Source organism: Paenibacillus faecalis (genome assembly GCF_900289175.1).
Lineage (GTDB): Bacteria > Bacillota > Bacilli > Paenibacillales > Paenibacillaceae > Paenibacillus_AQ > Paenibacillus_AQ faecalis.
In genome coordinates, this window is record NZ_LT985747.1 from 1,783,219 (window position 1) to 1,800,893 (window position 17,675).

General features: G+C 49.7%; 18 protein-coding genes, 3 pseudogenes and 1 riboswitch. All 21 genes and pseudogenes read right to left on the reverse strand.

Annotated features, from left to right (window positions below):
• Positions 1 to 3 precede the first annotated feature (3 nt).
• Positions 4 to 549, reverse strand: a complete 546-nt coding sequence (locus tag C8268_RS08625; RefSeq protein WP_106767284.1) for a F0F1 ATP synthase subunit delta — start codon at positions 547 to 549, stop codon at positions 4 to 6.
• On the reverse strand, positions 546 to 1,034 hold the full coding sequence (gene atpF / locus C8268_RS08630) for a F0F1 ATP synthase subunit B (RefSeq protein WP_106767285.1): 489 nt from the start codon (positions 1,032 to 1,034) through the stop codon (positions 546 to 548). Before atpF ends, C8268_RS08625 begins: the two co-directional genes overlap by 4 nt.
• A 94-nt stretch (positions 1,035 to 1,128) precedes the next feature.
• Positions 1,129 to 1,341: a F0F1 ATP synthase subunit C gene (gene atpE / locus C8268_RS08635; protein WP_106767286.1), complete on the reverse strand. Its 213-nt coding sequence runs from the start codon at positions 1,339 to 1,341 to the stop codon at positions 1,129 to 1,131.
• Positions 1,342 to 1,438: 97 nt separating this feature from the next.
• Complete coding sequence (atpB, locus tag C8268_RS08640; protein ID WP_106767287.1) at positions 1,439 to 2,206, reverse strand: F0F1 ATP synthase subunit A; 768 nt, start codon at positions 2,204 to 2,206, stop codon at positions 1,439 to 1,441.
• Positions 2,207 to 2,240: 34 nt separating this feature from the next.
• Positions 2,241 to 2,621 carry an ATP synthase subunit I gene (locus C8268_RS08645; RefSeq protein WP_106767288.1) on the reverse strand — a complete coding sequence of 127 codons (381 nt, stop codon included), beginning with the start codon at positions 2,619 to 2,621 and terminating at the stop codon, positions 2,241 to 2,243.
• Entirely contained in the window at positions 2,614 to 2,847 is a 234-nt protein-coding gene (locus C8268_RS08650) for an AtpZ/AtpI family protein (RefSeq protein ID WP_106767289.1), read from the reverse strand. The genes C8268_RS08645 and C8268_RS08650 overlap by 8 nt, the downstream gene beginning before the upstream one ends.
• Before the next feature lie 179 nt (positions 2,848 to 3,026).
• Positions 3,027 to 4,182 (reverse strand): annotated as a pseudogene (gene wecB, locus C8268_RS08655) (non-hydrolyzing UDP-N-acetylglucosamine 2-epimerase).
• Positions 4,183 to 4,230: 48 nt separating this feature from the next.
• Positions 4,231 to 4,860: a uracil phosphoribosyltransferase gene (gene upp / locus C8268_RS08660; RefSeq protein ID WP_106767291.1), complete on the reverse strand. Its 630-nt coding sequence runs from the start codon at positions 4,858 to 4,860 to the stop codon at positions 4,231 to 4,233.
• Positions 4,861 to 5,248: 388 nt separating this feature from the next.
• Entirely contained in the window at positions 5,249 to 6,499 is a 1,251-nt protein-coding gene (locus C8268_RS08665; protein WP_106767292.1) for a serine hydroxymethyltransferase, read from the reverse strand.
• Positions 6,500 to 6,566: 67 nt separating this feature from the next.
• The gene (locus C8268_RS08670) at positions 6,567 to 7,154 is read right to left on the reverse strand and encodes a TIGR01440 family protein (RefSeq protein ID WP_106767293.1); all 588 of its coding nucleotides are present in this window, start codon (positions 7,152 to 7,154) and stop codon (positions 6,567 to 6,569) included.
• Between the two features lie 58 nt (positions 7,155 to 7,212).
• Positions 7,213 to 7,668 (reverse strand): ribose 5-phosphate isomerase B, encoded by a 456-nt coding sequence (gene rpiB, locus C8268_RS08675; RefSeq protein ID WP_106767294.1) that lies wholly within the window; start codon positions 7,666 to 7,668, stop codon positions 7,213 to 7,215.
• A 143-nt stretch (positions 7,669 to 7,811) separates the two neighbouring features.
• A riboswitch (ZMP/ZTP riboswitch) is annotated at positions 7,812 to 7,893 on the reverse strand.
• A 39-nt stretch (positions 7,894 to 7,932) separates the two neighbouring features.
• Positions 7,933 to 8,514 (reverse strand): low molecular weight protein arginine phosphatase, encoded by a 582-nt coding sequence (locus C8268_RS08680; protein ID WP_106767295.1) that lies wholly within the window; start codon positions 8,512 to 8,514, stop codon positions 7,933 to 7,935.
• A gap of 55 nt (positions 8,515 to 8,569) precedes the next feature.
• A complete protein-coding gene (locus C8268_RS08685; RefSeq protein ID WP_106767296.1) occupies positions 8,570 to 9,130 on the reverse strand; it encodes a manganese efflux pump MntP in 561 nt (186 codons plus the stop codon).
• Positions 9,131 to 9,221: 91 nt separating this feature from the next.
• Complete coding sequence (locus C8268_RS08690) at positions 9,222 to 9,986, reverse strand: L-threonylcarbamoyladenylate synthase (protein WP_106769884.1); 765 nt, start codon at positions 9,984 to 9,986, stop codon at positions 9,222 to 9,224.
• A 480-nt stretch (positions 9,987 to 10,466) separates the two neighbouring features.
• The gene (spoIIR, locus tag C8268_RS08700; protein WP_106767298.1) at positions 10,467 to 11,138 is read right to left on the reverse strand and encodes a stage II sporulation protein R; all 672 of its coding nucleotides are present in this window, start codon (positions 11,136 to 11,138) and stop codon (positions 10,467 to 10,469) included.
• A gap of 203 nt (positions 11,139 to 11,341) precedes the next feature.
• On the reverse strand, positions 11,342 to 12,535 hold the full coding sequence (locus C8268_RS08705; protein ID WP_106767299.1) for an FtsW/RodA/SpoVE family cell cycle protein: 1,194 nt from the start codon (positions 12,533 to 12,535) through the stop codon (positions 11,342 to 11,344).
• Between the two features lie 99 nt (positions 12,536 to 12,634).
• Positions 12,635 to 13,525 (reverse strand): peptide chain release factor N(5)-glutamine methyltransferase, encoded by an 891-nt coding sequence (gene prmC / locus C8268_RS08710; protein WP_106767300.1) that lies wholly within the window; start codon positions 13,523 to 13,525, stop codon positions 12,635 to 12,637.
• 4 nt (positions 13,526 to 13,529) lie between these two features.
• On the reverse strand, positions 13,530 to 14,597 hold the full coding sequence (gene prfA, locus C8268_RS08715) for a peptide chain release factor 1 (protein WP_106767301.1): 1,068 nt from the start codon (positions 14,595 to 14,597) through the stop codon (positions 13,530 to 13,532).
• A 314-nt stretch (positions 14,598 to 14,911) separates the two neighbouring features.
• Positions 14,912 to 16,012: a redox-regulated ATPase YchF gene (gene ychF / locus C8268_RS08720; RefSeq protein ID WP_106767302.1), complete on the reverse strand. Its 1,101-nt coding sequence runs from the start codon at positions 16,010 to 16,012 to the stop codon at positions 14,912 to 14,914.
• Positions 16,013 to 16,161: 149 nt separating this feature from the next.
• Positions 16,162 to 16,434 (reverse strand): annotated as a pseudogene (locus tag C8268_RS08725) (alpha-hydroxy-acid oxidizing protein); the annotation flags it as partial.
• Positions 16,435 to 16,450: 16 nt separating this feature from the next.
• A pseudogene (fni, locus tag C8268_RS08730) lies at positions 16,451 to 17,515 on the reverse strand (type 2 isopentenyl-diphosphate Delta-isomerase); the annotation flags it as partial.
• Positions 17,516 to 17,675: the final 160 nt, after the last annotated feature.

Sequence of the window (17,675 nt, forward strand, 5' to 3'; positions counted from 1 at the left end):
CTACTATGCTTGTCTGTTAAAAGACTTTTCAAGACGTTCCAGCTTACCAGCCAAGCTGCCATCATACAGCTTGTCACCGATCACGACCTTCAGGCCGCCAAGCAAACTCTCGTCCACAACATTGGTCACGCGAATTTTCCGCTGTTCCATCTGTCCGAATTCTGCAGCTACTTTCTCCTTCTCCTGATCATTTAACGGATATGTGGAGTATACCGTCGCATCTACCATTCCAAGGCTTGCTGCCTGAATTTTTACATAACTGTTCAGCAGTTCAGAGAACAGATCTGTGCGTCCTTTTTCCAGAAGAAGCTCTATCGTGTTCAAAACAGGCTTCGAAACTTTTCCCTCAAGCGCCTTGTTCAAGGCATCCATCTTCAGGGAGCGGGGAATGTTCGGTGTAGAGATGAACTTCTGAATGTCAGCGTCTTTCTCAATCGCCGATACAATCACTCTCAATTCCTGCTCCACTTCAGGCCCCTTCTGTTGTTGAGCCGCCACTTCGAACAGCGCCCGCGCGTATCGCTTGGCTGCTACCGTATCCTGGCTCATTGTCTGCCTCCTACCTCTTTAAGGTATTGATCCACCAATTCTTCCTGTACGTTATCATTCTGCACTTCACGTTCAATCAGCTTGGAAGCGATCTTGACAGATACGCTGCCCAGTTCCTCACGAAGCGCTGAAACGGCTTTGTTCTTCTCATTCTCGATGTCGCGTACAGCCTCCGTTTTGATGCGGCTTGCTTCTTCACTCGCGAGCTCAATAATCTGCTCAGCTTGCTTAGCACCTGTCTGCTTGGAACGCTCGATGATTTCATGAGCATCTTGACGGGCTTGCTCAAGCGCTTGCTTCTGCTGTTCTACATAAGTGATGGCTTGCTCTCTCGTCTGAGCCGCTTCATCCATCTGGCTCTTCACTAATTCACGACGTTTTTCCATAACAGCATACAGCTTGTTAAACGCATATCTGTCCAGCAAGAAATAAAGAAGAGCAAATGCCAGCATTGCAATTACGATATTTTCCCATAAAATAACCATTGAAGTCACTCCTTTCCACTTACTGCTGTGTTACGTTCATAACAAAACGAAGGCGCGGATGGCATCGCCCTCCCCGCCAAACCGAGACTATTTATTAAGAGAACATAATCAAGAAAGCGATAACTGTTGCTGCAAGTGGAACAACCTCTACGATACCAACACCGATAAACATTGTTGTTTGAAGCTTGTTCGTAGCTTCTGGTTGACGAGCGATCGACTCTACTGTACTTTTTACGATCATACCGTTACCAAGACCTGCGCCAAGGGCGCCCAAACCTACTGCAATAGCTGCTGCCATAAATTCCATTTGTAAACTTCCTCCTTAAAATTGGTTCAAAATTTTATATATAATAGAGCTCTGTTGAAATCCTACGCTATAACGCGCCTGAATTTCTTGGAGTTTATTAATGTGCTTCTTCCTCGTGAATGGTCGTCTGTGCAATATAAACCATCGTCAAGATGGTGAAGATAAAGGCTTGCAATCCGCCAATGAATATACTAAAGCCTTGCCATGCTGCCAGAAACGGAATCCCGAAAAACTTCATCTTCAGAATAACCGAGATCAATACTTCGCCGGCAAAAATGTTCGCAAACAAACGGATTGCCAGCGCGACTGGTTTCGCCAGGTTCTCGATGATGTTCAGCGGCAAGAAAATTGGAAACGGCTCAAGATAATGCTTGAGATAATGCTTGCGATTCTTTTTCAGACCCAAGTAGTTCATGAGTATGAAAACGATAGCCGCCAGCCCCGCAGTAACTGATATATCCGCTGTAGGCGACTTCCACCATAATACGTGTGCGTACTGGCCTGGGTCCAATCCGATGGTTGCTTCAATCGTTTTACCAAACACCTCGAAGTTAGCCGGCAAATCGGTGATGATCGCAAACGGCAACCCTAGTATATTCGATACAAAGATGAACAATATCAATGTCAGACCAAGCGATATGTACGCTTTTCCTTTTTTCAGATCCATCGTGCTTGAAATCAAATTCTGTACAAATTCGACAACCCATTCCATGAAGTTCTGCAACTTGGAAGGATTCTCTACAGAAAGATTTCTAACCGATAAACGCGCCAAAATAAATACAATAGCTCCGCTTACCAGCAGCATGATCAATGCCGACAGATCCAGATCAAATCCGCCAAACTTAATAATCGGTGAGTCATGCATGTAATTGTTTTCACCCCTTTCCAATTAGCCTTGATCAATTCTTGTTTCGCAAGATAATAGTAATGCTGACTGGAATGGTCAACAGTTGGGGGATAAACAGTCCGGAAATGGTTGCACCGAGCGATACCTGCTCGAACTTCACCGCAAACATCACACACAGAAAAGCGATGCAAAGTCTAGTAACAAATCCAAAGCTGAATCGTCTGCCCTCCTGATGAAGAACCAGGTGAGTCAGTTGCCGCACTTTTAAAGAGAGGTAGCGGACATTGACCAAGCCTCCGATTAACCCCAAAATAAGTCCTATAAAAATGGGGCGATAGCCTTCGAATAAAGCCCATCCCATAAATAAGGCGGACAATAAGATCAGTGTCACTCTCGTTACAGCGTTCACAATGGATGTCGTCAATTCATTCACTTTGCGCCCCCAAAAACTTTTTAATGAGAAGAGCAATATTCAAAATCCCCAAAAAGAGCCCCGTAACGGTTCCAATCGCGATCCAATACTTAGGCCCGTCCAGCGTTTCGGCCAGCCACTTCCCTCCAAAAAAACCGATCAGGATGTAAACGGCCAGCATTCCTCCGGCACCACTGATATAAAGTGCAATCAACCAAGGGTTATCTTGACTATTTGGATTTTTCATATAAACCTCTAATCCCAACTCATTTTACTGAATACAGCCAGACTTTGTCAATCAACGGACAACCGCATTTTAGCGTGTAAAATCAAGCGTTTCAGGCATCCGGACCATGACAAAAACCGCCCAAACCGTACAGTTCAACTGTATGCTATGAGCATTATCGGCAGAAGTAACTTATTTTTTTAATTTGTGAACATTTTGTGAAAAATCTCCAGGCCGCTCACTCACCTTGCCGAAATGGTGCAATATCGCATTGACAATACGTTTGGAAGCCTGTCCATCTCCGTAAGGATTGGCCGCTTGGCTCATGGAGTCATACAGCTCCTTATCGGTAAGCAGAGCCTTTGTCCGCTGGTAAACATCCTCTTCATTCGTCCCCACCAGTTCCAGCGTACCTGCATCTATACCTTCCGGACGCTCAGTCGTGTCACGGAGCACCAGTACAGGCACACCGAACGAAGGTGCTTCCTCCTGCATGCCGCCAGAATCCGTTACGATTAAGTGCGTATGGGCATAGATGTTATGAAAATCCACCACATCCAATGGATCGATCAGCTTGATTCGGGGATGATTGCCCAATATTTCATGCGCAGGTTCCTTGACCGCTGGGCTTGGATGTACCGGATAAACAATCGCGATATCCTCGAACTCATCCGCAATGCGTTTAATTGCACGGAATATATTGCGATGCGGCTCACCCTGGGACTCACGACGATGTGCCGTCATAAGAACCAGACGCTTGCCTGATGCCCAGTCCAGAACGGGATGTGTGTAATCGGGCTGTACAGTATATTGAAACACATCCGTTACCGTGTTGCCTGTGACGTAAATAGTTGACTCGTTCTTGTTCTCCTTACGCAAATTGCCCGCAGACCATTCGGTTGGGGCAAAATGAATATCTGAAAGAACGCCGGTCAGCTGCCGATTCATCTCTTCCGGATACGGTGAAAGCTTGTTCCATGTACGAAGCCCCGCTTCCACATGCCCTACTTGGATTTGCTGCAAGAACGCGGCATAGCTGGCGAGAAACGTCGTCAGCGTATCCCCGTGCACTAATACGATATCCGGCTTGGCTTCCCGCAGTACGGGCTCAAGGCCTTCCAGCACACGGATCGTTATTTCATTCAACGTCTGCCTGTCTTTCATAACATCAAGATCGTAGTCCGGGACGATCTTAAACACGTCCAGCACCTGATCGAGCATTTGACGGTGCTGCGCCGTAACGCAGACCACCGACTCAATATGCTCGGGGTGTCGCTGCAATTCCAAAATGAGCGGCGCCATTTTGATCGCTTCAGGACGAACGCCGAATATCGTCATCACTTTCACTTTAGACATGTTCGCTTCCCCCTTTTTAATTACATCCCATACTATACGTGCAAGTTGCTACTTGGTTCCATACAAACGGTCTCCCGCATCTCCAAGCCCAGGAATGATATATCCATGGTCATCCAGACCTTCATCCAGAGAAGCCACATAGATATCCACGTCAGGATGCACCTCATGAACAGCCTTAACACCTTCAGGTGCGGCTACGAGGTTCATCATTTTGATCTGCGTACAGCCGCGTTTCTTCAAAACGTCGATCGCCGCAATAGCAGAACCTCCTGTCGCAAGCATCGGATCGATAACGATCAGCTCCCGCTCGGTTACGTCTGTCGGAAGCTTCGTGTAATACTCTACCGGCTTCAGCGTCTCAGGATCACGAAACAGGCCCACATGACCTACCTTAGCAGCAGGCAGCAGCTTAACGATACCGTCCACCATACCAAGACCAGCACGCAAAATCGGTATCAAGCCCAGCATGCGGCCGGAAATTACCTTTCCTTCGGTCTCTGCTACCGGAGTTTGCACAGCAATGGATTCCAGAGGAATGTTGCGGGTTATCTCATAAGCCATCAGCGTGGCTACTTCATTAACCAATTCTCTAAAATCCTTCGTGTTCGTCCTCATATCTCGGATAAATGTCAGTTTGTGTTGAATTAAGGGGTGATCACAAATCACCAATTTTCCCATGTCTTGTCCCTCCGGTTGATTACAGTATGTTCAAATATAGGAAAGTACAAAATCCGGTTTATACTTTCTTATATTTTTCACAGAAAGACCGCCGTTCTTCTAGAAAGGACGACGAATTCGCTTCTGCTTGTCAATATGGAATTAGGTCAGCTCCATAAATCTTGTCTATTATATCATTCCCGGAGATGATTTTACACCTGTGCCCGTCACGTTTCTTCCGATAAAAAAAGTAAGGCAGCACAAGCAAATCCTGCCATCACTTTATCGTCTCCATTTTGTTGAAAAAACATGACCTTTTCTTTTTGCAAAAACGGTAAAGGCCCCGCCTTGAAAGCGGGGCCGGAAAAGATCAACTCGGCTATGCCGGACTTTTCTGAACAATCGAAAATTAATATTCCATTTCCGGATACAGCGGATATTGATCCGTTAATTCAGCTACCATGCGCCCTGCTTTCGCAAGCGTATCTTCATCCTTCGGTTGATGGAGGACCATAGCAATGATTTTACCGATCTTCACCATCGCTTCCTCGTCCATACCGCGGGATGTTACCGCCGGGGTACCAAGCCGGATGCCGCTGGTTACAAACGGGCTCGCCGGGTCAAACGGAATTGCGTTTTTGTTCACGGTAATACCGATCGAATCGAGCACCTTCTCAGCATCTCTACCGGAAATGTTCAAATTCCGGGTATCGACCAGCATCAGATGGTTATCCGTACCACCGGACACAATGTTCAGCCCTTCAGCAATCAGTGCGTCGGCAAGCACTTTGGCATTCTTCACCACTTTTGTGGCGTGCTCCTTAAAGGACGGGTCCAATGCTTCACCCAAAGCAACGGCCTTGGATGCAATGATATGCATAAGAGGTCCGCCTTGAGTACCCGGGAATACGGCTTTATCGATCGCAGCAGCCCACGCCTGCTTGCACAGAATCAGACCGCCGCGTGGTCCGCGAAGCGTTTTATGTGTTGTTGTCGTCACGAAATGCGCATGAGGCACAGGGTTCGGATGAAGTCCTGCCGCAACCAGACCTGCAATATGAGCCATATCCACCATGAACAAGGCACCTACGTCATTGGCAATAGAAGCCAGCGCTTCAAAATCGATAATACGCGGATATGCACTTGCGCCGGCAACAATCATACGCGGACGATGCTTGAAAGCCGCTTTGCGCACTTCATCATAATCAATTAGAGAGGTATCTTCCTGCACACCATACGCTACAAAATTATACAAAAGGCCAGAAGCATTGACAGGACTTCCATGCGTCAGGTGTCCTCCGTGTGCCAGATTCATACCGAGGACCGTATCACCCGGATTGAGTGCTGCGAGGTAAACAGCCATGTTCGCCTGCGCGCCGGAGTGAGGCTGGACGTTAGCATGATCTGCACCGAACAGCTGCTTCGCCCGGTCGCGTGCCAGATCCTCTACAATATCAACATGTTCGCAGCCGCCATAATAGCGTTTGCCCGGATAGCCTTCAGCATATTTATTCGTGAGCACGGAGCCCATCGCTTCCATAACCGCCTCACTTACAATGTTCTCTGAAGCGATAAGTTCAATGTTGCTGCGCTGACGCTTCAATTCCAGATTCATGGCCTCCAGCACTGCCGGATCACTCTTGCGCAAATGTTCCATCATAATCGAATCCTCCCTAATAAAAAATAATTTATATGTTTATGAATTAAACACATGAATCAAAGCGGCGCTATTGACATGCATTCGAATCATCGGCCTGTTCAAGCCGGTAGACGGCCCGCTCCCCGCCAATGAGCTTCGGTCTCGTAAATGCAGCGGTCACACGCGCCTTCCCGATATACCGGATACTTGGCCGAAACGGTACCGCAACGCGACGCAGATGCATGCCAATCATCGTCTCTCCGATATCGATGCCCGCATGGGCGGAGATGCTCTCAGCCAGACAAGGATCTTGAAAACTGCGGTAAGCGGCAGTTGCCATCGAGCCGCCCGCGTTGGAAACCGGGACTGCGGCCACTTCTGTAAGCCCCAACCGATCCAGCAGTTTCCGTTCTACAACAAGCGCACGATTCAGATGCTCACAGCACTGGTAGGCTACATCAAACCCGAATTCAGCCTGCACCTCTGCGATGGCATGCAGAACCTGCTGCGCCGTCTCCAGCGCACCGGCCGTGCCGATCCGCTCCCCGATGATTTCACTTGTGCTGGCCCCGACAACAAGCACCTTGCCTGCGTCAAGTCCGGCTGCCTGAGCCAGCTCCCGCATAATCGTTACAGTCTGTTTCTTCAAATCATGATCAACCGAGTAATCTGTCATCTGTTCAGCCCTCCGAAGATTTGATCCATCATTTCTGCCGTAATCCAAGTCATGCTGCCTAGCTTTTCAGATAGCGCTCTTCAATGGCCTTGATTTTGTTCACTCTGCCAACATGCCGTTCGCCATGGCTGAAATCCGTACCCAACCAAGCGGTAACGATTTCCGCAGCCAGGCCCGGCCCTACTACTCGCTCGCCCAGCGCCAACACATTGCTGTCATTGTGCTCGCGGGTCGCTTTTGCCGAAAAAACATCATGTGTCAGCGCACAGCGAATGCCCGGCACTTTATTCGCCGCAATGCTCATACCGATTCCCGTTCCGCAGATCAGAATCCCGCGTTCCGCTTCTCCCGATACAACCTTCTCACATACCGGAAGCGCAAAGTCCGGATAATCGACCGAATCGAAACAGTTGCAGCCGAGGTCCTCTACCTCATGCCCAAGCTTTTCGATAACTTCTGTAATTTCTTGTTTCAAACGAATGCCGGCATGATCTGTGCCCAAAACGATTTTCATATGAAAGCCCCCTCGTTTAGTTTCATCTTTTGGTTCAGCACTGTTGCCAAATGCTCAATATAATGACTCGTTTCATTATACCCTAAATGCCTTACAAAAGACGAAAAAAGAGCAGTCTCCCGCACGTGTAATGTGCACGAAATGCTCTTTGCCCAGGCGACCGGCCGTATATCCCGGTGCTCCATCGTGGTTTCGTCCACATTGTCGCCAGTTACACCGGTCTTACATTTTTCCCCTTCATGTTAAAGCATACGAAGAGGAAAATCAATGGTTATTTTCCAGCTTGTCAAGCAATCGAAACAGCGCTGAACGGATCTCTGCGGCTGTCGCCTCATATTCTTCCAGCGAACCGCCGAACGGGTCGGAAATATCAAAACTTGGAATTCGCAGCTGCAGCTCGATTAACCGCTCTTCATCCCGATCATCCGGGTCTTTCCCTAAAGATTTCGCCATCTCGTAAGCTGCATACAAACGATCCATTTCCTGCAAATCTTTGAGAACCTGTTCATCATCCTCAACGTATTCTTTCAGCGTATACACCTTATCCGCCGCTTCAGGAAACTGGTTGATCGTAAATTGTTTATGTGATGACGTTAGTGTCAAAATCAGATCTGCCCAAGCGACAAGCTCCGCACTCAGCGGCTTGGACGACATTTCGTCATGGATCTGCTGATCGCGAAGCACCGCTTCGGCATGACATGAGATCGGCATCCCCTCGGCAACCGCAACGCCAGCGGACTGAACCTCAAGCGGAATCCCTCTTGCCTGGGCGAGCTTGCGCAGCATCCCTTCTGCCATGGGACTGCGGCAGGTGTTGCCGGTGCAGACGAACAAAATATTTTTCATGGTCTCCACCTCTCCAGTTTAGTGTATCCTTATATTTTTCACTGCCGTCATTGTATCAAAATATAAACATCAAACCAAATACGAACAAAATAACGCCGCCTAACATTTCTCCATATTCACCGAGACTCCCGCTCACCTTCCGGCCGAGCATCAGCCCGAGAATCGACATCAGGCCGCCAACTACACCAAACGATGTTACAATCAGCACCATATCGTTCACAAACATCCCCAGTGAAACCCCTACTGAAAAAGAGTCGATACTGACACCGAGCGAAAACAGCAGCATTCCAGGCAGCGTCGTATGATTGACAGAAACGCCTTCCTCTTTGCAAAAAGAGTTCCAGATCATATGTCCACCGAGCAGAGCCAGCAGCCCGCCAGCGGCGAAATTCGTAACTTGTCCGAGCAAAAAACCGACATAACGGCCTGCTACGAGGCCCACAAGCGGCATCAACGTATGAAAAAGAGCGATCAAGAGGCTCATGCCCAGCACATGTCTGAGACGAATGCCCTTGAGTCCCACTCCGATACCTAGTGAAAATGCATCAAGGCCCAGCGCTACGGCTATCATCAAAATAGTGGCAAGCTGCCCCGACTGAACAGACGTTTCTATCATGCCGGTTTCCCCCAAGTCCTATGGTCTTGTAAACCATATGCGGACAAGGTGTGAATGATGCTAACAACGTTGGAGTTACACACGAACGTACTTATCTGCTCGCCGGCTCATCATCTGTCACATTTAGAATATGATGGCCCGCCGCCTTGAGCAGCCGGTTCATCACTGCGGCGCCCAGACCTTTCTCTGGCAACGATTCGGCCAGGATAAAGGTCGCGCCTGCTTCATCGAATTGGCGCAGCCCGGCGTACAGCCGATGGGCCGCTTCCTCCGGCGCGGCCAGACTGCCGAGCGAGATGGCGACATCCGCGCGGTACCGGTCGATGTGCTCGTCGAATGACAGCACACCGGTCGTTTCCCCGCGCGCTTTCGCGGCATCGAGCTCGGCCTGGATTGTGGCGGACACGGCTTGTGCCGTCCGCCCTTGAACCACGCTGAGCGCACCCTTGGGCGCGTAATGCGTGTACTTCATGCCCGGCGAGCGAGGCGCCGGGCTGTCAGCGCCCCCGGCNTCCGGCATGCGAATCGCCACCGTATCCAGGCCGGCTGTGACGCGCGGAGATACCGCCCCGGGTTTCACCGGCATAACCAGCGTTAACGGTCCCGGCCAAAAGGCTTCCATCAGCCGCCGCTCTGTATCATTCACACCCACAACAAGCCCGTCTAGTTGAGACATATCCGAAATGTGCACGATCAGGGGATTATCGGAGGGGCGACCTTTTGCCGCAAAAATCTGCTCCACCGCCGCTGTATTGCGAGCATCCGCGCCAAGTCCATACACCGTCTCTGTCGGAAAGGCGACCGTGCCGCCAGCTGAAAGCACCGCGCCGGCCTCCTTCAGAGCCAAGGCATCCATGGACCCCGGCGTCGCCTGCTTAATCACATGCTGTTGATTGCCCTCACCTGACTCCAATCCGGCAGCGGTAGCACTTCCGCTAGTATGATGGCAACCATACACCTGCCATAACTTCGTAGCTTTGTCATCGGCGCGGTAAGCCTGTTCCGGATTATCGTTCTCTCTATGTTTCATTGTTATCACAAGCTTTCTATATAATAGATCACCCGTCTTGGCAGCATACTTAAATACCAGACGAAAAATGAAAATACCATTCTGTGTGTCCAAAAGAAAAAGCGCTTGTATCCTCCAGCTCCGGCAGCCGAAATCACAGCCCCCTGCGCCTGAAAGAAATCACGCTTCCGCTTGAAATTGTATCATATTTCACGGCCGATGACGATGAAGAGTTATCACCCAAAACCGACACAGCCAGTATTTCATCGCTGCTTATAGACTTGCTGTAACAATCGAAGAGACTCTCAAAATGAGCTGTCAATCCAGTCATCTAAACAACCCGACAATCCATTCCCACAGATCACTGAATAAATCCAATAGGAAGAACCGTACCTCTGGCTCGCTTGAAGCTGCATTTTCACGCGGCTCAGACGCCTGTTGTCCCTCTGCTTTTACCGGCTGGGCAGCCGCATCTCCGCTGCCTGCATCAATGAAGCAAAGCGGCGGGAACAGTACACACCACCAATTTTGCCCTGTCCCTTCACCGAGCGTAATCCGAACAGCCTCGTACTCCCCAGCCGGATATACGGTTCCGCCGTAAAGCTTGGTCGGAAACGGTACGTTTCCGAGGCTCACCTCATAGTCATAAGTAATGCCTCGCTTGGACAGTTCTTCCCCCACCAAACGCTCGATTTCAGGCAATTGACGCCGGGTTAGTTCTCTGGCTTGCTCCAGGCTTTGCGGATTGTCCAATTCCATAACCCACCGCTGCATTTGTTCCACGACCACATCACGAATTTCGCGCTTCACGAGCTGATCGGACGGATTATCGGAGTTCGCCAAAATACGAAGTCGGATCGACTCTTCCGGAATGGGCCCCCCCGCCACAGCTGCATCAATCTTCTGACCTTCCCATGACATAACAACCATAAATAATATGGATAAGAGCATGATAAATGGTTTGACAATAGTACGAAGTGTTTCGCTATGCTTTCTCATATGCCGATTCGCCTCTACTTTCTGATAACCTGTGATGTCTATCAGTATGTCCGGCCAAAAAAGATATAAACGTGCAATCTAGCATTTTTTATGAGAAAGATAGATTCATGAAAAAAAAGCCCCGAAGGGCTTACATGTTTCTGCTCTTGATCTTGAGGGAAGCAGATTATTTATTGCAGTTTAAACGCGCTATCGGTGATGCATCATACCAGGCTTTGCTTCGCCGTGGTCCGCTGCGTCTTCGGCTCCGGCAGGTCTTCATCGATCTCTTTCCCGTGCAGCTTCACGCTCATCGCCACACCCATACTAGCCATATTGATGACAAGTGACGTTCCTCCGTAGCTGATAAACGGCAGTGTAATCCCCGTCAGTGGCATCAGACCGATAAACATGCCGATATTCTCAAAGATCTGGTACAGAAACATCGATACGATACCAACGATCAAAAATGGACCTGCGCGTTCCCGGCACTCCAGCGCGATCAGAATCATCCGGTGAATCAAAATAAAATATAAAAGCAGCAGCACAGATGAGCCAATAAAACCATATTCTTCTGCAATCTGCACGAAGATGGAATCGGAATACGTGTAAGGCACCCGTTGGGACTGAACCGACGTCCCTTCCATAAAGCCTTCTCCGCTCATACCGCCGGATGCGATCGCCATCTTGGCATTGTAGGTATGCCAGCCCGCCCCGGCCGGGTCCGACTTTTCAGGCATGAGCCAAGGATCAATCCGTCCCATCCAGTGTGCACGTGGACCATCGCCCAGGACTTCTTTAATATCATCGTAAAAATGAATATAGGCCATGGCTCCGCCAACTACGACACTCGCCCCAAGTACAAGCCCGATCAAAGCATGAGAAAATTTCACATTTCCGATCCAGAGCAGCCCGAGCAGGATGACGACATAACTGAGCGCATTCCCCAAGTCATTGATGGCCATGACAAATACGAACGGAATAAAGGCCAGCAAGCCTACCGGAATGACATCCCGGGTAAAGGAGAGCTGCCGCTTATTCTTACGGACTAAAACGTAAGTTAGAAAAATAATCAGAATAATCTTGAATACCTCTGCCGGCTGTACACTGAGTTCACCAAGCGAAATCCAGCCCTTGGAACCGTTTTTGGTTGCTCCAAAAAACATAACAAAAGCGAGCAGTCCCAAGCCGCCAACATAAATATAAGTTGCATACTTGATCAGCAGTCGGTAATCCAATAGGCTCGTGGCAAAAAAAGCAATGAAACCAACGATATAATACAGAATCATTTTAATATGGAAGCCATCAAGCTTCGGGTCTCCGATCGTAACACTGTATATCGACGTAATGCTGATGATCATCAGCATGACCAGAGCGGCCACAATAACGAAATCAACTTTTTTTAACTTTTGAAGCATCCTTGGTCCCCCTGTACCGGAGCTTCACGCTCCCCTGTGCCCCGAAGGCAGTTTGAAATTCATACTTCCTATTGTAAGAAAAAAAGGACCGAATGACAATTACAGCGAAATTCCCAATACATGCCTATCTATTCCGGCCAGGTCCGGCACCTTGACGATGCGGTTCCAATGACCTGTCGCACCCAGCAGCTCCGCCACTGCTTCCGCCTGCCCCATACCCAGTTCAAAGGCGATGATCCGCGGCGGTGCTGCCAGTAAAGGAAGCTGGTCAATCATGATTCGATACGGATTCAAACCATCCATGCCGCCATCAAGTGCTGTGCGCGGCTCGTGATCCCGAACCTCCGGTTGAAGCCCTTCAATATCCCCCGCCGGAATATATGGCGGATTGGATACGAGAATGTCGGGCGCAAGACCTGCAAATGGCTCCAGCAAATTCCCTTGGCGAAACTCCACATTGGCGCCTAGACGCTGTGCATTCCGCTTTGCCACCTGAAGCGCCTCCGGCGAAATATCGCTCGCGAGCACGCGCCAACCAGATGTTTTCAAAGCCAGACTAACGGCAATGGCGCCGCTTCCGGTACCGATGTCTACCGCTGTTAATCCGTTGTTCAATTGGCGAGAAAGCATGTGTCCATACTCCAGCACCGCCTCCACCAACAGCTCTGTTTCCGGTCTCGGAATGAGCACGGCAGGCGACACTTCAAAAGAGTAGCCGTAAAACTCCTGCTCGCCAATAATATATTGGGCAGGCATCCCTTCTGCTTTCCGGGTAATAGCCTCATCCCATGCCTCGCGCCGATCCTCCGGGAAAGGCTCGGGCAACGCCATGTAATAAGCCGTCCCGGTTAAACCAAGCACGGACTCCAGCAGCAGCTGGGCATTGTGCTGAGGCTCCAGTACACCGCAGCTGCTTAAAAAAGAAGAAGCCTCTACAAGGGCTTCTCTTATGCTGCGCTCCGGTGTCGATCTAAACCATTTTCGCTCCAAAGCGTTATTCTCCTTTTTCCATCATTTCCGCTTGTTCTGCAAGGGTCAGCGCCGAAACGATTTCCTCAATTTCGCCATTCATGACCTGATCCAGCTTATGCACCGTCAGGCCGATCCGGTGATCTGTCACGCGGCTCTGCGGAAAATTGTAAGTCCGAATCCGCTCACTGCGGTCGCCCGTGCCGACCTTGCTCTTGCGCTCGCCGGAATATTTCGCCTCTTCCTCCTGACGCATGGCGTCATAGATACGGGCACGCAGCACCTGCAGCGCCTTCTCTTTGTTGGAGTTTTGCGACTTTCCGTCCTGACATGTTGCAACGATACCTGTCGGAATATGCGTGACACGTACGGCAGACTTTGTCGTATTTACAGATTGTCCGCCTGCACCGCTGGAGCAGAACGTATCTACACGAATATCCTTGTCAAGAATCTCGATATCGACTTCTTCAGCTTCCGGCATCACAGCAACGGTGGAGGTGGAAGTATGGATACGTCCCCCGGATTCCGTTGTCGGAATACGCTGAACCCGGTGTGCCCCGCTTTCAAATTTCATTTTACTGTATGCGCCGCGGCCGTTAATCATGAAGATAACTTCTTTGAATCCGCCTAGATCGCTCAAGTTCGCTTCAAGCAGTTCAACCTTCCAGCCTTGGGAATCGGCAAAGCGGGTATACATCCGGTACAAATCGGAAGCAAAAAGCGCCGCCTCGTCTCCGCCTGCCGCTCCGCGAATTTCCACAATCACGTTTTTGTCGTCATTCGGGTCCTTCGGCAGAAGCAAAACGCGAATGCTCTCTTCAAGTGTCTGCTGACGTGCGGTAAGCTCTTCGATTTCCATCTTCACCATTTCACGCATCTCATCGTCCAGCTTCTCGCCCAGCATCGTCTTGGCGGCGTCAAGCTCTTCTATTACATTTTTATATTCAACATAGGCCTCGTAAGCAGGCTGCAAATCGGATTGTTCCTTGGAATAATCCCTTAGCTTTTTAGCATCGTTCACCACATCGGGATCACAGAGCAGCTCGCTTAGCTTATCATAACGGTCCGCAAGGGATTGTAGTCGTTCCAGCAAGAGAATTCACCCCTCTACAAATATATTCCTAAAATTTATCATGAACAAAAACTCGCCATTTATTATCTATGGTCCATCTATCTGCTTTTACAATATAGTCTGTAATAAACGACTTTTTATTTTATCATGAATCAAATATTTTGACTAGAGTAACAGCCGCACACTACCGGGAAAAACTCGAACTTTTTATTATTTACAAAAAACAGGCGTCTCTGCAAGTGAACTGCACCTTAAATGGCTGACCATCCCAACATATGGGATGCAGTTTACAAACGAAGAGACCCCTGTCTTTACTTTGTTATCATAACAGCTGCTTACACATTAAAACGGAAGTGCATCACGTCGCCGTCTTGAACGACGTATTCTTTACCTTCCAGACGCAGCTGACCGCGCTCTTTTGCCGTATTCATCGATCCTGCTGCCACAAGGTCATCGTAGGAAACGACTTCTGCACGAATAAACCCGCGTTCAAAGTCACTGTGAATGACACCTGCCGCCTGCGGCGCCTTCATTCCTTTGCGAATCGTCCAGGCACGAACCTCTTGAACACCAGCCGTAAAATACGTATAGAGTCCAAGCAGACTGTACGCAGCCTTAATCAGACGGTTGAGGCCAGATTCCTCCAGGCCCAGTTCCTCCAGGAACATCGCCTTGTCTTCGCCTTCAAGCTCGGCAATTTCCGCTTCCACTTTCGCGCTGATCGGAACAACAGCGGCGTTCTCGGCTGCAGCAAACTCTCTTACTTGTTGCACATACGGATTATTGTCTGCATCGGCTACGCCGTCTTCACTCACGTTCGCGGCATACAGAACCGGCTTCAATGTCAACAGATGCAAATCACGAAGGATCAGCTTCTCATCGTCACTAAGCTCCATGCTGCGGGCAGGCTGATCATTGTACAGCACTTCTTTCAAGCGCTCTAGCAGCTCAACTTCCTGAGCAAACTGTTTATTGCCGCTCTTCATATTCTTCTTCGCACGCTCAATTCGCTTCTCTACACTTTCAAGGTCAGCCAGAATTAGCTCCAGGTTAATCGTCTGAATGTCGCTGACCGGGTTCACCTTACCGTCCACGTGTGTAATGTTCTCATCTTCGAAACATCTTACGACATGCACGATCGCATCCACTTCACGAATATGGGCAAGGAACTTGTTCCCGAGTCCCTCTCCTTTACTTGCGCCACGGACCAAACCTGCAATATCGACGAATTCAAATGCGGTCGGCACCGTCTTGTTCGGCTCTACCAGCTCGGTCAGCTTGTCGAGACGCTCGTCCGGCACTTCCACGACACCAACATTGGGGTCAATGGTACAAAACGGATAGTTCGCCGATTCCGCTCCCGCCTGTGTAATTGCGTTAAATAATGTGGATTTGCCGACGTTCGGCAGACCGACGATTCCCGCTTTTAAAGCCATTTATGTGACAACTCCTTATGGGTTTCTCTAAACAATCCTACTAATTATATCAGATCAAGCCTTTTGTTGAAACAAGCGTAAACAGCTTTGCCTTTTTTATGAGGCAAAGCTTATATTTCGCGTAAGAATACGGAATGAAAGAATTCAAGTCAGCTGCGTTTTACGAGACGATTCGTCTTCTTCAGCTCGGATATATTGCCTGCTCCAATTCCGAACATCGCCGTACGCAGTTCCAGTTCAACCTGAGCCAGCTTCTGATCGAGCGCTTCCTCAGAGGACACAGCTGAGCCGAGCAGTCCGCGGCCAAAACCGGCCAGATCGGCGCCGATCGCCAGTGCCTTGGCTGCATCTACGCCGTTTTTCAACCCGCCGCTGCCAATCAAGACAGCTGACGGCGCCGCCTCTCTTACCTCGGCTATACATCTGTCCCTTATANCCAATTCCGAACATCGCCGTACGCAGTTCCAGTTCAACCTGAGCCAGCTTCTGATCGAGCGCTTCCTCAGAGGACACAGCTGAGCCGAGCAGTCCGCGGCCAAAACCGGCCAGATCGGCGCCGATCGCCAGTGCCTTGGCTGCATCTACGCCGTTTTTCAACCCGCCGCTGCCAATCAAGACAGCTGACGGCGCCGCCTCTCTTACCTCGGCTATACATTCAGCAGTCGGGTTGCCCCAGTCCGCGAACGCCTCAGCTGCTGCCCGGCGAACCGGATCGCTGCAGCGGAACTTCTCGACCTGACTCCAGGAAGTTCCCCCGGCTCCGGCGACATCAATAAACGCTGCCCCCGCATCCAACAAGCAGCGTGCCGTCATTCCATCAATCCCCCAGCCAACCTCCTTGATGCCCACTGGAACATCAATTACCTGGCACAGTTCCTCGATCTTAGGCAGCAGCCCGCCGAATCTTGTATTGCCTTCAGGCTGAAACACTTCCTGCAAACTATTCAAATGCAGTACGAGCATGTCCGCTCCGGCAATATCCACCGCTCTCCGGCAATTGTCCGGGCCGAAGCCGTAATTGAGCTGTACCGCGCCCAGGTTTGCAATCACCGGAATACTCGGCGCTTTGTCCCGCACCCGAAATGTATACGCAAGCTCTTCACGTTCGACAGCAGCACGAATGGAACCGACACCAAGCACCCAGCCTCTACGCTCCGCAGCCTCGGCCAACCGCATATTAATTTCTCCAGTTACTTTGCTGCCTCCGGTCATAGAGCTGATCAGAAGTGGAGTTGCAGTCGTAAATCCGAGAAACGAAGTAGCTAGATTCACATCATTAAAATCCACTTCCGGGAGAGCCGCATGGCGAAACCGGTAATGCTCAAATCCCGTAGTCACATCCCTGCCATTCACTTCTTCTTCAAGACATAGCCTGACATGTTCCGTTTTACGCTCACCTGTAGGCACATCTGGTAGAAGCATGCCCTTGTTGCCCGAAAATGCATTACTCGCTGAAGGCTTTAAACCACCATTAGATTCGTTGTGCCTGTCCTGATTATCCATACGTCCCTCCCGTTCAATGAACCACTATCCATTATATATTTGGTAACGATTTTAACGATTTTTCAATGAAGTACATCGATTATACATTTTTGTCAAACATCTGTCCAAGCGCACACAGCCTTATCGTCTTTGATAGTCAATATAACTCCATAGTTTATTA

Bases quoted from the DNA above. Each gene is read 5' to 3' on its own strand.
- ychF (WP_106767302.1), bottom strand. From the start codon at position 16,012: ATGGCTTTAAAAGCGGGAATCGTCGGTCTGCCGAACGTCGGCAAATCC.
- C8268_RS08705 (WP_106767299.1), bottom strand. From the start codon at position 12,535: ATGCTTCAAAAGTTAAAAAAAGTTGATTTCGTTATTGTGGCCGCTCTG.
- C8268_RS08650 (WP_106767289.1), bottom strand. From the start codon at position 2,847: ATGAAAAATCCAAATAGTCAAGATAACCCTTGGTTGATTGCACTTTAT.
- C8268_RS08670 (WP_106767293.1), bottom strand. From the start codon at position 7,154: ATGACAGATTACTCGGTTGATCATGATTTGAAGAAACAGACTGTAACG.
- C8268_RS08665 (WP_106767292.1), bottom strand. From the start codon at position 6,499: ATGATGGAACATTTGCGCAAGAGTGATCCGGCAGTGCTGGAGGCCATG.
- atpF (WP_106767285.1), bottom strand. From the start codon at position 1,034: ATGGTTATTTTATGGGAAAATATCGTAATTGCAATGCTGGCATTTGCT.
- spoIIR (WP_106767298.1), bottom strand. From the start codon at position 11,138: ATGAGAAAGCATAGCGAAACACTTCGTACTATTGTCAAACCATTTATC.
- C8268_RS08625 (WP_106767284.1), bottom strand. From the start codon at position 549: ATGAGCCAGGATACGGTAGCAGCCAAGCGATACGCGCGGGCGCTGTTC.
- C8268_RS08680 (WP_106767295.1), bottom strand. From the start codon at position 8,514: ATGAAAAATATTTTGTTCGTCTGCACCGGCAACACCTGCCGCAGTCCC.
- atpB (WP_106767287.1), bottom strand. From the start codon at position 2,206: ATGCATGACTCACCGATTATTAAGTTTGGCGGATTTGATCTGGATCTG.
- atpE (WP_106767286.1), bottom strand. From the start codon at position 1,341: ATGGAATTTATGGCAGCAGCTATTGCAGTAGGTTTGGGCGCCCTTGGC.
- C8268_RS08685 (WP_106767296.1), bottom strand. From the start codon at position 9,130: ATGATAGAAACGTCTGTTCAGTCGGGGCAGCTTGCCACTATTTTGATG.
- upp (WP_106767291.1), bottom strand. From the start codon at position 4,860: ATGGGAAAATTGGTGATTTGTGATCACCCCTTAATTCAACACAAACTG.
- rpiB (WP_106767294.1), bottom strand. From the start codon at position 7,668: ATGAAAATCGTTTTGGGCACAGATCATGCCGGCATTCGTTTGAAACAA.